General features: G+C 36.9%; 12 protein-coding genes, 1 tRNA gene and 2 pseudogenes. 2 read left to right on the forward strand and 13 right to left on the reverse strand.

Annotated features, from left to right (window positions below):
- Positions 1-170 precede the first annotated feature (170 nt).
- Positions 171-242, forward strand: a tRNA-Arg gene (locus AAHI02_RS03265).
- A gap of 173 nt (positions 243-415) precedes the next feature.
- On the opposite strand, the gene AAHI02_RS03270 is transcribed toward AAHI02_RS03265, so the two are convergent.
- The 3 genes and pseudogenes from AAHI02_RS03270 to AAHI02_RS03280 all read right to left on the reverse strand — a co-directional run bounded on the left by AAHI02_RS03270 (position 416) and on the right by AAHI02_RS03280 (position 2,453).
- Positions 416-919 carry an endonuclease V gene (locus AAHI02_RS03270; RefSeq protein ID WP_346985426.1) on the reverse strand — a complete coding sequence of 168 codons (504 nt, stop codon included), beginning with the start codon at positions 917-919 and terminating at the stop codon, positions 416-418.
- A gap of 44 nt (positions 920-963) precedes the next feature.
- Positions 964-1,332 carry a glyoxalase gene (locus AAHI02_RS03275; RefSeq protein WP_288244973.1) on the reverse strand — a complete coding sequence of 123 codons (369 nt, stop codon included), beginning with the start codon at positions 1,330-1,332 and terminating at the stop codon, positions 964-966.
- Between the two features lie 73 nt (positions 1,333-1,405).
- Positions 1,406-2,453: pseudogene (locus AAHI02_RS03280) on the reverse strand (M28 family metallopeptidase).
- A 134-nt stretch (positions 2,454-2,587) separates the two neighbouring features.
- Here AAHI02_RS03280 and AAHI02_RS03285 point away from each other — a divergent pair.
- Positions 2,588-3,683: pseudogene (locus AAHI02_RS03285) on the forward strand (aminotransferase class I/II-fold pyridoxal phosphate-dependent enzyme).
- Positions 3,684-3,964: 281 nt separating this feature from the next.
- Here AAHI02_RS03285 and AAHI02_RS03290 read toward each other — a convergent pair.
- The 10 genes from AAHI02_RS03290 to AAHI02_RS03335 form a co-directional block, all read right to left on the reverse strand.
- Positions 3,965-6,679 carry a sodium-translocating pyrophosphatase gene (locus AAHI02_RS03290; RefSeq protein WP_346985427.1) on the reverse strand — a complete coding sequence of 905 codons (2,715 nt, stop codon included), beginning with the start codon at positions 6,677-6,679 and terminating at the stop codon, positions 3,965-3,967.
- A gap of 770 nt (positions 6,680-7,449) precedes the next feature.
- A complete protein-coding gene (locus tag AAHI02_RS03295; protein ID WP_346985428.1) occupies positions 7,450-8,184 on the reverse strand; it encodes a DNA-binding domain-containing protein in 735 nt (244 codons plus the stop codon).
- Positions 8,185-8,396: 212 nt separating this feature from the next.
- On the reverse strand, positions 8,397-9,281 hold the full coding sequence (locus tag AAHI02_RS03300) for a hypothetical protein (protein ID WP_346985429.1): 885 nt from the start codon (positions 9,279-9,281) through the stop codon (positions 8,397-8,399).
- A 574-nt stretch (positions 9,282-9,855) separates the two neighbouring features.
- On the reverse strand, positions 9,856-10,389 hold the full coding sequence (locus tag AAHI02_RS03305; protein WP_346985430.1) for a hypothetical protein: 534 nt from the start codon (positions 10,387-10,389) through the stop codon (positions 9,856-9,858).
- A gap of 456 nt (positions 10,390-10,845) precedes the next feature.
- Complete coding sequence (locus AAHI02_RS03310) at positions 10,846-11,457, reverse strand: inorganic pyrophosphatase (protein ID WP_346985431.1); 612 nt, start codon at positions 11,455-11,457, stop codon at positions 10,846-10,848.
- Between the two features lie 21 nt (positions 11,458-11,478).
- Complete coding sequence (locus AAHI02_RS03315; RefSeq protein WP_346985432.1) at positions 11,479-11,991, reverse strand: hypothetical protein; 513 nt, start codon at positions 11,989-11,991, stop codon at positions 11,479-11,481.
- Positions 11,992-12,029: 38 nt separating this feature from the next.
- Positions 12,030-13,190 carry a hypothetical protein gene (locus AAHI02_RS03320; RefSeq protein WP_346985433.1) on the reverse strand — a complete coding sequence of 387 codons (1,161 nt, stop codon included), beginning with the start codon at positions 13,188-13,190 and terminating at the stop codon, positions 12,030-12,032.
- A gap of 13 nt (positions 13,191-13,203) precedes the next feature.
- A complete protein-coding gene (locus AAHI02_RS03325) occupies positions 13,204-14,115 on the reverse strand; it encodes a hypothetical protein (protein ID WP_346985434.1) in 912 nt (303 codons plus the stop codon).
- A gap of 8 nt (positions 14,116-14,123) precedes the next feature.
- A complete protein-coding gene (gene radC, locus AAHI02_RS03330; protein ID WP_346985435.1) occupies positions 14,124-14,801 on the reverse strand; it encodes a DNA repair protein RadC in 678 nt (225 codons plus the stop codon).
- A gap of 35 nt (positions 14,802-14,836) precedes the next feature.
- Positions 14,837-15,415 carry a murein L,D-transpeptidase catalytic domain-containing protein gene (locus AAHI02_RS03335; RefSeq protein ID WP_346985436.1) on the reverse strand — a complete coding sequence of 193 codons (579 nt, stop codon included), beginning with the start codon at positions 15,413-15,415 and terminating at the stop codon, positions 14,837-14,839.
- Between the last annotated feature and the right edge of the window lie 10 nt (positions 15,416-15,425).

The following is a 15,425-nucleotide window of genomic DNA, read 5'->3' on the forward strand; positions in this document are numbered from 1 at the left end:
AACTTTGAAATCGCATTTAAATTTATAAAAATTTAAGCACAGCATCGTCGGCTGTGCTTTTTTATTGTTGTCTAATTAAAAAAATGAGATGTTTTTATCTACTGAATCCGTTCCTAAAGAGCGGATTCTTTTATTTCTATTCTTAAATTTTTTTAATACATTTGAACCGCGGTCTCATAGTTCAACGGATAGAATAGAAGTTTCCTAAACTTTAGATCCAAGTTCGATTCTTGGTGAGACCACAAGTTTTAAAAAATAAACCGACAGAATATCTGCCGGTTTTAAAAACAAAAATTGATATGGATATGATTAAGATATGTGTTTCATATTCTTTCGACTGAAACAAATTTACATCTATTTAGAATTAATCTAAATAATATCGCGGTGATATTTATCATATTTCAAATATATCTGTTCATGGCATTCTTGAAAGCTGATCCAGTTTTTTTAACAATGAAGGTATCCTGAAATTTCCATGCATGTCCTTCACTTTTATCTTAATTTCATCCACATCAATTCCTATTGCCGTAAGGAATAACGGTGCTGTGCTATTTCCTCTGTACACCTCTCTTCTCATGTCATCCGGCGAATTGAATGCGTTTTTTGCAATTCCTATTACAGGAAATTTATGATCCAGTGCTTCAAAAAGGTGTCCGCCCAGACCAATTTTGCCATCATTATCCAATGTTACATATCCATCAACAATAATAAGATCTCCTTCTTTTAATTCAATATTTTTCAACAGATTGATGATGCAGGGCAGTTCTCTTTTGTAAAAAGCACCGCTCTCATAGTCGGATATAATTGCTGTTTTAGCATTGTAAATTTCTGTTTCCTGATCAGAATTGCAGTCTTCAAAGGCGATACAGACCGTATTAGCATAATTCTCAAAATAATAGGTGTCAAATGCGTAAATCATTTTTAAAAGTCATTAAAGCAAATGAATTTGCCTTTTTTATGTTATTATTTATTAAAGAATTCCCCGAAATGCCATAGAATACCGGATGGATCGTGTACAAAACACTCTTTGCCCCAAGGCATTGTTTTTACAGGTGCCAACTTTGCTGTCGGATACTTATCAGTAAGCTGAAGACTCTGGAGATAATTCCAGAATTCATCGGTGTCGTCTACTTCAATAAAAAGCATGGTATTGTCTATCCAGTCTTTTACATAGGCATCCTGAAGATAAAATGAAATTTCTTTCCACTGAAATAAAGAAAGCTTTGGCTCAAGAATGATTTCTTTAAAACCAAGATCTTGGTAAAAATTCCTGCTGATTTCAAAGTTTTGAGACCCAATAAAAGGTCGGATAGATTTTAGATTTTGATTCATAATAATTTGTATTTAAATGAAAAATGGCAAACTGCATTTAACAATTTGCCTTCTTTTTGTTTCTTTGTTATTATTATTTTCTGTCTACTGTAATTCTCTCGGGTCTGTTGGCAAGCTCCCAAGCCGTTGTAAAAACCAGTTGAGTTCTTTTTGCCAGCAAATCATAATCGATTTTTTCAACATCGTCGGTCGGTTTATGATAATCTTCATGAATACCGTCGAAGAAGAATGCGACAGGAATATTATTTTTAGCAAAATTATAATGATCTGATCTGTAGTACAATCTTTGAGGATCGCTAGGATCATCATATTTATAATTCAGCTCAAGATTATTGGTTCTTTTATTTGCTGCTTCGGTAATCACTTTTAGTTGAGAACTCAGCATTTCAGAACCGATTACATACACATATTGCTTGCCTCTGTTTTCGGGATCATCGCGGCCGATCATGTCAATATTGAGATCAACTACCGTATTGGCAAGCGGGAATACAGGATTGCTGGTGTAGTAGTCAGACCCGAATAAGCCATGCTCCTCTCCTGTCACATGAAGAAATAAAATAGATCTTTTCGGTCCTTTCCCAGCTTTTTTTTGCACTCTGGAATGCTTTTGCTATTTCCATGACAGCCACCGTTCCGCTTCCGTCATCATCGGCGCCATTGTAAACCACACCATTTTTTGTACCTACATGATCATAATGCCCTGAAATCACAACAATCTCTTCTGGTTTTTCAGAACCTTCTATAAATGCCAGAATATTTTCAGAATCCGGAAGACTGTCACCTCCGCGCTTTTTCATAAAATCAGAAGGAACTTTCTGATAGTAAGAGCCTAGTGCTTTAGGATATGAAATTCCAAGATTTTTATAGTAATTTACCATATATTCTCCTGCCCTTTTCTGTCCGGGACTTCCGGTATCTCTTCCTTCCATTTCATCTGAAGCGATGACATACAAGTTTTTCTTCAAGTCAGATGCTTTAATCTCTTTATAAGCAGAAAGAAATGCCTTATCATTTTTTATTGTTGATGAATTCTGACCGGAAGAAACATCAGAACCGGTTTTTGCCGTTCCACAGCTTATTAACAGAGCTATTGAAAATATAGGGATTAATAATTTTGTCATTGTAAACTTAATTTGTTTAAAAATAACAAAATTTATTTAAATCTCTATGCATCTGTAAATTTCTTATATTTGATATCAATGCAAAATATATGGAGAAAGTTTACGGATTTACCCATTACTCCTTTTTTTCTGAAATGTCTGAGCTGGCTTTAAAAAATAACAGCTTTGACCTTTCTTTGGGTCTTGCGGATTTTGATATTGATCCTCACCTGAAAGAGTTTTTGAAGGAAGCAGCTGATCAATCAACACATCATTACGAACCTCTCGCAGGAAATCCTTTATTGATCGAAAGTATCATCCGTTATAATTTAAAAAGAAGCAATAGTATTTTGCTGAATGATAAGCAGGTTACCATTACGCCGTGTGCAACCTTTACATTATATACTGCTCTTAAATGCATTATCAATCAAGGAGATGAAGTGATTGTTATACAGCCTTCTTATTATACGTACGGTCCGTCGATTGTTTTAAATCATGGAATTCCTGTTTATTATGATCTTGATAACGATTTCACCATCAACTGGGAAAAATTAAAAAATTGTATTTCAGAAAAAAACGCGAGCAATTATTATCAATTCTCCACAGAATCCAACCGGAAAAGTATGGTCTCAAGATGAATGGAATCAGCTGTATGAACTCATAAAAGATCACGAGATTTATCTTATTTCAGAGGAAATTTATGACACGTATTGTTACGACGGAACTGAGCATTACAGTTCAATTTTGCATCCTAAACTTAAGGAAAGGACTTTCTGTATCTTTTCTTTTGGGAAAATGTTTCATTCTACCGGCTGGAAAGTGAGCTATCTTTTATCTTCTGAAGATCTTACAGCCAGATTCAGATGTCATCAGCAATATATATCGTATAGCGCTAATGCTCCATGTCAATACGCTATAGCTAAATATCTTGATATATTTGATCCTTCTGAAAATCAGCAGCTGATGCAGAAAAAGCGTGATATTTTTAATGATCTTATTAAAGAAACTCCTTTTATGGTTGAGAATAAAGCTGAAGGCGCTGTTTTTCAGGTTGTGAATTTCAGGAATATTTCCCAAACGATGACTGATGTGGAATTTTCAAAATGGCTTACAGTAGAAAAAAAGGTCGCTTGCCTTCCACTTTCTGCTTTTTACAATTCGAAACAGAATTCAGATTATGTACGTTTCAGCTTTGCTAAAAAGGATGATCTTATTATTAACGCGTTGGAACATCTTAGGAAAAATCTTTAAACTTAGGGCTATTTAAATTTGATCCAATAATTTTTTATGAACTTCTGCTTAACGTTGCTTCATCTAAATAACGAAGTTTTTTCTTAATATTAACATTAAGAAATTCAGTTTATTAAGCGGGAAAAATTAAGAAATCAATTAATTGATTTAGATTAAGTTAATGAAGAAATTAAACCTAAATTCCTTAATGTTAAAAATATATTAGAATTTAAAACATTAGACATAAAAAAATAAGCACCGCAAAAGCAGTGCTTACTATTATTTAGAAAAATTATTCCAGCTTAAAGACCCAAAACTCTTACGTCAATTCTTCTGTTTTTTGCTTTACATTCATCAGTATCATTGGCCACACATACGGGATGCTGCGAGCCATAACCTTCCGCTTCTACCCTGTCACCGGCAATTCCCAGCTCCAGTAATTTCAGTTTTGCAGTTTGCGCTCTCAGATTAGAAAGTTTCTGATTACTTTCCTCATTTCCTGTATTGTCAGTGTAACCCCCTAATTTTATTCTCATTGTCGGGTAAGCATTCATTATTTCCACCAGATTTAAAAGCTGTGCTTCAGCGCCGGTTTTCAATTCGCTTGATCCTGTTTCAAAGTAAAGATTTTCAATGGTAAACCATTTGTTGGGATCCAGCAGTGCCTGATCTTTAGTTTTAACCATTTCATACATATTATATAACTGGCTGTTTTCACCAATGGAAATTTTCTTTCCGCTTTCCAGCTGCACTTCTTTTAATGCTCCAGTATCGTAAACAAAATCACCGTTTTCATTCAGATATCCTTTTACTTCCGTGGGAATAGCTACTACTGCGGTATTTCCTGTACTTTTAATTCCTGTTAAACTTTCGATTTTTGCTTTTCTGTTGGCTTCAATTTTATCTTTATGAAGAACAGCCAATGTCGGAGCAATTACTAATGAAACGATGGACATCAGCTTAATCAAAATATTCATCGAAGGTCCAGAAGTATCTTTAAACGGATCACCTACCGTATCTCCTGTCACGGATGCTTTATGAGGTTCTGATCCTTTATAATAAGTCTGTCCATTAATGTTTACTCCCTTTTCAAAAGATTTTTTAGCATTATCCCATGCCCCTCCTGCATTATTCTGGAACATTCCCATTAAAACACCGCTTACTGTTGCTCCCGCAAGAAATCCTCCCAGCACTTCAGGTCCGAAAATAAAACCGATTAGTAAAGGTGAAACAATAGCAATAGCGCCGGGAAGCATCATTTTTTTAATGGAAGCATCGGTGGATATGGCAACGCATTTTTCATATTCCGGTTGTGCTTTTCCTTCCAAAATTCCGGGGATTTCACGGAACTGTCTTCTTACTTCTTCCACCATTGCCATGGCAGCCTGCCCGACCGCTGTAATGGCCAGTGAAGAAAATATAAAGGGAATCATACCGCCGACAAAAAGTCCGGCTAAAACATCAGCTCTGTAAATATCAATTCCGTCGATCCCTGCAATTCCCACAAACGCTGCGAAGAGTGCAAGAGCGGTTAAAGCTGCTGAAGCGATGGCAAACCCTTTTCCGGTAGCTGCCGTTGTATTTCCTACCGCATCCAGGATATCTGTTCTCTCACGAACTTCTTTTGGCAATTCGCTCATTTCGGCGATTCCTCCTGCATTATCGGCAATCGGTCCGAAAGCATCGATGGCAAGTTGCATGGCTGTAGTGGCCATCATACCGGCTGCTGCAATAGCAACGCCGTATAATCCTGCACAAAGATAAGAACCATAAATTCCTCCGGCCAGAACAATGATCGGAAGCAAGGTCGATTCCATTCCCACGGCAAGTCCGCCGATGATATTGGTGGCATGGCCTGTAGAAGATTGTCTTACAATACTGGAAACAGGTCTTTTTCCCATGGCCGTATAATATTCTGTGATGATACTCATTAATGTTCCTACTACCAATCCTACCATGATAGCTCCGAAGACTCCCATTTTAGAGAATTCGTGGCCCCGCAAAATCATTTTATCAGGTAATAGATAATTCACCAAAAAATAAGAAAATATCGCTGTGATCACAATGCTCCCCCAGTTTCCCAGATTTAATGCATTCTGAACGCTTGATGTCGATGAATCTTCATTATCATTTATTCTTACAAATAGAGTTCCTATGATGGAAAAGATAATTCCTGTACCTGCAATAAGCATTGGCAGGAGAATCGGTGCAAAGCCTCCGAATGCATCTTCTGAAACCGTTTCTCTCCCTAAGACCATCGTAGCCAAAACCGTGGCCACATAAGAACCGAACAGGTCGGCGCCCATCCCCGCAACGTCGCCAACATTATCCCCAACGTTATCCGCAATTGTAGCCGGGTTTCTGGGATCATCTTCAGGAATTCCGGCTTCTACCTTTCCCACAAGATCAGCGCCTACGTCTGCTGCTTTTGTATAAATACCGCCACCTACTCTCGCGAATAAAGCAATAGACTCTGCACCCAGTGAAAAACCGGTTAGGATCTCAATTGTCCTTTCCATTTCCTCGGAGTCAACATGTGCATCCGGTGCAAAGATTTGTTTGATAATTAAAAAAAGAGTTCCCAACCCCAGAACTGCCAGACCGGCAACGCCCATTCCCATGACGGAACCTCCTGTGAAGGAAACTTTTAAAGCTTTTGAAAGTGAAGTTCTTGCAGCTTCTGCTGTTCTTACATTAGCTTTTGTGGCAATTTTCATCCCGATAAAACCTGCCAGTGCCGAAAATACGGCTCCAAAAACAAATGCAAGGCCTATACTCCAATGAGAATTCGCATTACTGGAACCCATCACGGCCAATAAAATAGCTACAACGATAACAAAGTAGGTTAAAATCTTGTACTCAGCTTTGAGAAAAGCCATCGCACCGTCAGCGATGTGTCCGCTGATTATTTTCATTTTTTCATTTCCGGCATTCTGCTTACTTACCCAGTTACTTTGAAAGAAAGTGTACAGTAAAGCAACAATACCAAAAATTGGTACTAACACAAATAGATCCATAGTTTAATATTTTTTTGGTAATAGAGTAATAAATATAATGAATTATTCTGATGAAATTACCGAAAAACATCATACCTGTTTAAAAATCATAAAGTTAAACGGTTAATCTTTATTCTAATGACTCTATTTATTCAAAAAATACAAAGCTTTTTTAGTAACACCGGCTTCATCCTGGTTAAAATCAAACACTTCTCAGTACGTTTTATTAAACTCAACATTAATGGTGGCTTCGGCTCCGCTCAGCCACCAAGATTCTCTCTACAACTCTCCACCCTAACACACACACTTTGTCATTCCGATTAGGAATCTCGGCATAGTTGGTAATAGTAACATGGAATGATTCGAGCTTAGATCCCTACGGGATGACAATCGGAGTGGTTAAAATGAAGGTGATTGTGTGGCAGTATTCTTACACCACCCCGTCAAAAATTCTTTGAATTTTCGCCACCCCTCCATGGGAGGGGAATTTTTACTACTGTCTTCTTACGGTGGAATTTCGGGTTACTGTTACAGGGGAGCGTGGCGGCATCTGTTCAACGGTGGCTGAGCGGAGTCGAAGCCAAAAAAAACTCCGGCCGGGAAAGATTTCCCAAACCGGAGTATCATCATACTATAAAACTATCCTATAAAAGGAGTCACTTTCCGAGAGGCGTTCTCATCGACCGATGAGAACACCTTATCACGATCGAGATAACCTCCTTATCACGTCCGATGAGAGCATCTCTCATCGGGCGACATGATCACCTCTCGAAAAAGTGAATGTCATAAACTTATACTACCGTCAGTATTTTATCGAGAGTTGCTGTCCTTGTATCTTTTAATAAAGCTCCGCTGCTATATTGTGTCACCACTTCCAGATGATACGTTCCTGCGGATAATGCAGGAATCACTACAATAAGCTCCGAAGGATTGTTCGTTACGATATCACTTTGCTCTACCATCGTTCTTACACCGGACGTAGTATTGACAAAGAATACCCCGATGAAAGGATCGTTGCCCGCCACTTTGATCTTGCTTCCGGCAATCTTAAGGTTTCTGCCGGGAGTAAGTAGGTCATTGACTGAACCGCTCTTTACGTCCGTCACCTGCAAGATTATTGCAGAAGCCTCTGCCACGCCCAGGATTTCGACTTCAATATTAGGAATCTCTGCCCTTAGTTTTTCTCCCTGGTTGAACTGGAAAATAATGCTGTGCTTATCTTTGTTAAATGTCTCCGAAGGGCTATCAAATACCCCACGGATAGTCGTACTTGCCATAAAGTAGCCGGTACTTACTGAAAAGCCATCACAAAGCTGATATGCCATTTCTTTCAGGAACAGCTCTGTGGCATGCTCCATCGCTGAAGCGGAGATATCGGCACCTCCACGACCTACGGCTGACTGGCAGATCTGCTGTACATTGAGACTTCGCTCACTTGCGGTGCGTGCGGTGAAATCATTAGGGTTGTCTTTCGTTAAAACGTTATCATAGAGATACGCTTTGATTCTGTGAAGAATTGTTGCCATTGTTGTATATTTTTAAATAGTTATTAAATTGTTATGTAAACCCTAACAGGGTTCTCAACCCTGTTAGGGTTAGGATTAATTAATGTAGTTGTTGTCGTATTGCTGGCGCGAGAGTGACGCTCGTTACCAACATTTTGCCTGAATCTCTGTTTTATATTTTAAAGCTGCACAAGCGAGACGCTCGCGCCAGCCGGGGCGGGACAGCTTTATTTTTAATAGTATTCATACCAAGAAGAGACTGCTGCAGGTGAAAAGTTCGCTCCCGTTTGAGAAACAAATTTATAAGTTGCTCCCGGTGGTATGATATAAAATAGCTGCATTTGCCTACCATCATCAAGATTTTGATATAGCATAGAAAAACCGCCTATAACAGGTGTAAGATGGCAATATAATGAGCCACCTGATTTGAAAGCCGTCATAAATATTTTCATTTCCTTTCCCGTTGAATTTGTATACAAAGTTTCTAATGATCTTGAACTAGAAACATCGTGATAAGACGCCGATTGTCCAACAGGAGTCCATGTTGCAAGGCCATTGGCATCACTAGTTAATACTCTGCCAATTGCCTGGGTTCCATCCACTATTTTAATTGCTCCAGATGTAGACGAATTAATTTCAAGTTTAGTTGTAGGAGTAGAAGTTCCAATTCCGATCTCGCCATTATCTTTAACGACAAAATCTGTCCCTGCTGCTCTGGCTGTACCATCTGCTTTTGTTCCCAACTTTACCAGACCATTGGTGGTGTCATTGGCCCAGGCATCGTTGGTGGTATCACCCGCTGCTGCACCGTTCATTTTCTGCCATGCACTGCCATCGAAGTAATAGTAACCTTCTGTAGTGACATTAACGGTTTTGGTATCCGTGGGACTAGCTGCCGATTTGGCATAAACAATCACTCCTTTTTGGGCTGTTCCGTACGCCGCAGTTTTGAGTGAATTTCCGTCTAATTGCGGAATAAGAAGTCCTTCCGGCTTGCTGCCGTCAGTGGTTTTAGGAGTAATGTCTAGAGTGGCTTTGGGAGAAGTATTATTAATCCCCACTTGCGCAAATGCTGTCATACTGAAAAGCAGAACAGCGGTTGTAATTAAATGTTTCATTGTTTTGTATTTATGTTTGTTGTTTGTATTTTTTGATGACTTTGTTATTTGAACACTAAGTGCGCTAAGATTTTTTTATCTATGATGCGTTTTTTAGTTTCACAAAGGCGTTGCACTTATAAGAGCTCGCAGAGCTTTTAGAGTTGGAGAGTTTTAGAGTTTGAGTGTGGGAGAGTCTTGGTGGCTGAGCGGAGCCGAAGCCACTATTTCCCCTCTCAAACCATCCCATATTCCACTCCGACCCTAAAACGCTCCCACTCTCAAACCCTCCGACTCAATAATAGCTTCGACAGGCTCGTCACTTCGAGTAGATTTTGAAAAAATCGTATCGAGAAGTTTGTTTGAGGATAAATTCATTCTCGATATATTTTTTCTTCACCTTGTTACGAAAAAACACTCGAATTGACGAAACACGAATGGCACTAATGGTTGAACACTAATTTCACAAATGTTATGTGGAATTCTTTGCTGAGATCCCTACGGGATGACAAACAGAGTGGATAATCTCCTTTGCTAAAGCATTTGTTTTTATTGGCTTTCAACAGTTTGTGTCATTTGTGATAAAACATTCGTGTTATCCGTGTTTAAAATTGGGCGGAGGACGCCCGAAATGATTGATCATAATATGTTTTAGCTGGAAAGGATAAGGAATGATATAAATACATTTTTCTTTATCCCTTCTTGCGCTTGTTAATAGAAAAAAGGAAGATGGTATTGTTTTATGCTGAAGTTTTACCGGAGAAGAGCTTCCGATAACAGCCATTGAAGAAGAATTAAAAAGGAGTGCAAAGGTATGTCTGCCTGTTGGACTGCTTTTATAGAAAGCATTATGCGTTGGACTACTCATTGACTTCTGAGTGGAAGTTCTTGGAGAGGATCTTTTAATAATTGTTTTGGGCCACTTCTTAAAAGAGCCTTTTCTAAAAGTTTGACCGGAAATATATATTGGAGAATCTGCATACAAATACGAGTCTTCGGATACAAAGACTACAGAATCGGATTGTAAAAAGGTTTGAGCGCTCAACAATGATGATACCAAGACCACCAAAAAGCACAACAATACCACGCAAAAGCGTTGGAGGGAGAGGGCTTTAGAGGGAAATATCATTTGTAGTCTCATGTTTTGTAAGAAAGTAGTCTATCGTAGACTACTTTTTTTACATACAAAGCTCACCATTGCAAAACTTCTTAAAAACAGGTGTAAAACGGGGTGTAAAATTCCGGCTGTTTTGCTACAAGTTTTTTTTTAAAGACTTTATGATGAACAAAACTAAGAAATTAGAAAACAATTTGTTGTGTTTGCAAGTAAAAAGAATTTGTTTACATTTGTAGATGAAAAAAGTAGTCTACGATAGACTACTTTTTTTTATGGGATTGACATACTCCCGGAAATGTCGATCAATAAAGGATTGAATAATTTTCCCAATCTTAAAATAATAATCTTATAATTCTTTTTATTTAAACGCCGAAGGAATTACAACTAATGAAATATTGAATCATAGGAAAATAAAAAAAGGATAAACGAAAATTCATTTATCCTTTTTTTATGATGTTTAGAAGAAAATTATCCTCCGTATTTGTTTGCGTAATCTTCCTGAGAGGCTCTGATTACTTTTTTAGCATGCTCAGCACCGTAAACTTCCTGGATTCTGCATTTTGCAGGTTCATCCGGTAAGTTTTTATACGTTAAAAAGTAATGCATTAATCGTTTCACTTCCGCTTCAGGCAATTCTGAAATATCTCTGAAATGTCCGAAAGCATGATCACCGATCATTACAGCAACGATTTTATCATCAGCTTCTCCTCCGTCAATCATTTTGAAACCACCGATCGGAATAGCTTCCATCAATAAACCTCCTGCATGAATATTGTGCGAGCTAAGAACACAGATATCCAACGGATCGTGATCTCCCATGGTAACATCATTTGCCCCTCTTTCGATCGCTAAATTCATTACACCTGTATCACAATAGGTTCTTGGAACGAAACCATACAATGCCGGAATAATGTTTGAGAATTTCTGAGGCCTGTCTACCTTTAAAAATCCTGTTTCTTTATCCACTTCATATTTAATGGTATCCGAAGGAACAATCTCCACGAAAACATTTACAACATTTGGCGCATCTTCTCCTGCAGAAACCCCGTGCCATGGATGTGCTTTAAAATTTGGAATCATTATTTAATTTTATTTTTTTAGTTAAGCTATTATTAAAATTTCTCTTTTCAGGTCTTCAATGGTCGCGGTTATATAATCTTCACCATTAATGAAATTCATGATAAAGACTGTTTTGAATTCATCAAGCGTTGCATCTCCACTGATCTCACGATACGTTTTATGGAGCAGCTCAATAACGGCGTTTTTGGAATCCATGATATTTTTCCATGAATTTTTGGTAATGTAAAGCTGCTGGGAAGAGTTGTAATCAAATTCTTCATTGATCGTTTTTTCTGTAAGGAAAATGAACTCGTGAACGGCAAGATCTTTATCAAAACGCTGAATAAGATTGGAAGGTTTAATTCTTTCCATAAAAAGCGTCATCCTTTCGTAAGACTGAACCTTGTTCCCGCTATTTGATTTTACGGCAAGTAACTTGATTTCCTGTTCTTTAAGTTTAATGTAAGTAAATACAAACTGTCTGAGCAAAACCAGAAACGGTATCGCAATAATTAATGCAAAAGCATACGGTAAATATCCTGAAAAACTTGCCATAATTTGAGGTAGCAAAATTAACGATAATTTTAGAATAATTATGCAGACTTAGCCATTATTTGATGTTTGGAATTCTGATAGGCAATAAGCGACAAAATGATAATCAGATAAAAGCCTACCATCATCCTGTTTACCAGACTCGGAAACATAAAAAACCGGATAAATACAGTGAAATAAACGGCCAGGAAAAGCCCAAGATACATAAGACTCTTTCTGTCCTTTTGTTTTAGCATTTTATAATTCAGAATAATCATGATAAAAATCAAAAGCAGCGGAAAGTAAGAAGTATTGAACTCAAAAAGCAACTTACTTTTAATACAAGCCAGATATTCGTAAAAATTAAAAGAATCCGGATTTGATACCGGATAAAGCTGAACTTTCGTAAACTGATTCATAAATAATACCGACCAGGGAATCTGATTGAAATATTGTATGACACCAAAAGCTAATGTAAAAAAGATAAATGTAAAAGCAATATTTCTTGCCTTGAAATTAAAATCTGACCTGAAAATATATAATACTATCAATAAATAACTGTAAAAAATAAAATATTCCGGTCTGGTAAGAATACATAAAACTCCGAAAGCAGCGGCGATCCAGAGATTTCTTTTCATAACAGCAAAATAAAAACTCAGTAAAAGAAGCAATGTGGAAAGACCATCAGGCGTTGCGTGGCGCGAAGTATCTAAAAGTGGCTTAAATAAAGAGATTAAAATGGTTAAGGCGAAAGCCAGATAATAATTTTTAAGAATATCCGATAGAAAAATAAAAATGAGTGCTACAATTAGAACATAGGAAATTATAGTAATCAAAAAAGTAGATGTAGACGCATCAAACCCAAGTCTGAAAAAAACTGAATTAACAAAATTGTACAATGGCTTCACCGTAAAAAGATGCAGTTCTTCTTCATACGCTTTTGGATTTTCAGATAAAATCTGATAGTAAGTATTTTCACCTGCAGCTTCTTCCTTATGGCTGAGATCACTTTTACCGGTATCAGGATCTTTCGATTTAAGCTCGTCGTACACTTTTTTGTGGATCTCTTCAATCTTCATATCAGGAAAATTGTACTTGTAAACAATCCCCATATATGCTTCTATATCTGCATTGTAATATTGGTGCGTGTACAGATAATATGACATTATGCATAAATAAACTGTTAACAGAAAACCGACGATACCCTTACCTGCTTTTGACATTTTAATTGTTTTTTTAATTACGCTTACTAATAAATAAGTGTCCTGTATTCAATTTAAAAACTTTTATCAACATTTCTTTCTTAGAATGTTTTATAAATGGATAAGGTTTCAGCTCAGGTCGAAAACCTCTGAAAAATTCTTCAATGGCCGGAACTTCACTTCCTTCGAAATCGAAAATCTTTTCTTTTATATTTTTTCTGATCACATCATCGATGATAACTGAAGATCCGGCAAGCTTTACAAACTCACGATCATTGAATGTTCCCAACAAAACAGCTGTCTTTTGATCATGATAAATTGCGATGGCATTAATGATTTTGTTTTTATAAAAGAATGCAGAAATGGTAAGAGATCCCGACTTATCAAAATCCTCAAAAATCTTCAGAAACTTATTTTTGTCATCATCATTTTTTGCACCGATCATATTTTCTGAGATAAAATCACGTGCTTCAGTTATTCTTATCTCACGGATTTCAGATACCGCAAGGACGTCTTCATCTAATCTTAATTTTCTCTTTCTTTTCGGTGAATATTTTTGTCTTACCTTTTCATATTCATCAGGATAGATCAGGAAGTTTTTTCTTTCTTTTAAAGAGCTTATAAATGAATTTTTATCATTAAAAGCATAATACCATATGTTATAATTCTTCTTAAAATAGGTAAGAAAACACTCATTCAATTCCTTATCATCTTTTTCTGAAAAAATACCCAATTGCTGGCACAGTCTGGGATTGATGACGATTTTTATTCCGAACCTTTTGATAAAAGGTACTGGCATTACTGCTTCATAATCATTAAAAATTAAAACTTCCCAATTTCTTCGTGATGTGATATCAAGAAAAAGTCTGGACGCAGAATATTTCCGCTGCTCAGAATTTTCAAGACATTGCGTATATTTTTCGAAGTCGATTTCGTGATATTTCAATCGTCTAATCATAATAATCCGTCGTCTGAGAAACTAAAATATGAATTCTGCGTAATAATCAGATGATCCAGGAGTTGAATACCCAGTATTTTTCCTGCATCTTTTATCTTTTGCGTAATCTCTATATCTTCCCTACTCGGCTTTAAATTACCTGAAGGATGGTTGTGTGCAACGATAATTCCCGTTGCAAAATGATCGAAAGCAGTTTTAAACAAAACTCTTATATCCACAATCGACTGACTTATTCCGCCTTGTGTGAGTTGCGCAAGATAAATAACTTTATTGCTTTGATTAAGGAAAATAGCCCAGAATTGCTCTGTTCTTAAATCAGACAGCTCATCTTTAAAAATTAAATAGGCATCATTACTGCTCGAAATCACTTTTTTCTTTGAAATTTCCTGCTTGGCTCTTCTCCTGCCTATCTCCAACGCAGCAGTTATACTGATGGCCTTAACTTCTCCCACTCCTTTAAATTTCATCAGATCACGAATAGAAAGTAGGCTCAATTGATGCCAATTATTATCAACAGAAGCTAAAATTTTTCTTGCCAGTTCAACTGCCGTCTCGTCTCTGCTTCCACTTCCCATAATGATAGCCAGAAGCTCGGAATCAGAAAGTGAACTTCTGCCTTTAAGCAGGAATTTTTCCCGTGGTCGGTCATCTTCAGCTAAAAATTTAATAGACATTTAAGAGTATAGGTTAAGAATTTATGGAATTGTTTTTAATAAAATGCATATAAGATCACGGGCTGTTTTGATTTGTCTATATATTTTGCCGTCTTATCAAAAGCATTTTTTGAAAGCATCGGGCAGCCAAAGCTCAGGCATGTAACTTCTTCAGACTCTTTATCAGGAACACAATAATATGAATGAAGAACTATTGCTCTGGATCTTGCATTACTGTTTGTCTCATCAAGGCCCTCAAGACGGTAAGCTTTTCCGAAATTCCCGGAATAACTTTCTCTGATTTCGTATTTACCTAACGAAGACTGATGTGAGCCGTCAATATTACTGAAACGTAAAGTCTGTGAATTCTGAACAACGGAACCGTCTCCGTGTGCAACAATCGCTTTCTGTAATATTTTATCATTTTTCAGATCGTAGACAAAATATCTGTATTTTCCTGAATGGATTTTAAAGTTGATAAAAATAGCCAGATCCTGATTATAGTTTTTTCCTCTCAGATAGTCTTTAATCTGCGAAATTTTAGATTTTGGCAAATCAGAATAGGTCTGAATCTGAGATTCAAATTGGGAGCATGAAAAGAATAAAAGGAATAAAAAAATAAAGTGTTTCATCATTTGCGGAGCT

Origin of the sequence: Chryseobacterium sp. POE27 (assembly GCF_039727685.1) — a bacterium.
In the GTDB taxonomy this organism is placed as follows: domain Bacteria; phylum Bacteroidota; class Bacteroidia; order Flavobacteriales; family Weeksellaceae; genus Chryseobacterium.

Coding starts and splice junctions, on each gene's coding strand:
- AAHI02_RS03270 (WP_346985426.1), bottom strand. CDS start 919: ATGATTTACGCATTTGACACCTATTATTTTGAGAATTATGCTAATACG.
- AAHI02_RS03275 (WP_288244973.1), bottom strand. CDS start 1,332: ATGAATCAAAATCTAAAATCTATCCGACCTTTTATTGGGTCTCAAAAC.
- AAHI02_RS03290 (WP_346985427.1), bottom strand. CDS start 6,679: ATGGATCTATTTGTGTTAGTACCAATTTTTGGTATTGTTGCTTTACTG.
- AAHI02_RS03295 (WP_346985428.1), bottom strand. CDS start 8,184: ATGGCAACAATTCTTCACAGAATCAAAGCGTATCTCTATGATAACGTT.
- AAHI02_RS03300 (WP_346985429.1), bottom strand. CDS start 9,281: ATGAAACATTTAATTACAACCGCTGTTCTGCTTTTCAGTATGACAGCA.
- AAHI02_RS03305 (WP_346985430.1), bottom strand. CDS start 10,389: ATGATATTTCCCTCTAAAGCCCTCTCCCTCCAACGCTTTTGCGTGGTA.
- AAHI02_RS03310 (WP_346985431.1), bottom strand. CDS start 11,457: ATGATTCCAAATTTTAAAGCACATCCATGGCACGGGGTTTCTGCAGGA.
- AAHI02_RS03315 (WP_346985432.1), bottom strand. CDS start 11,991: ATGGCAAGTTTTTCAGGATATTTACCGTATGCTTTTGCATTAATTATT.
- AAHI02_RS03320 (WP_346985433.1), bottom strand. CDS start 13,190: ATGTCAAAAGCAGGTAAGGGTATCGTCGGTTTTCTGTTAACAGTTTAT.
- radC (WP_346985435.1), bottom strand. CDS start 14,801: ATGTCTATTAAATTTTTAGCTGAAGATGACCGACCACGGGAAAAATTC.
- AAHI02_RS03335 (WP_346985436.1), bottom strand. CDS start 15,415: ATGATGAAACACTTTATTTTTTTATTCCTTTTATTCTTTTCATGCTCC.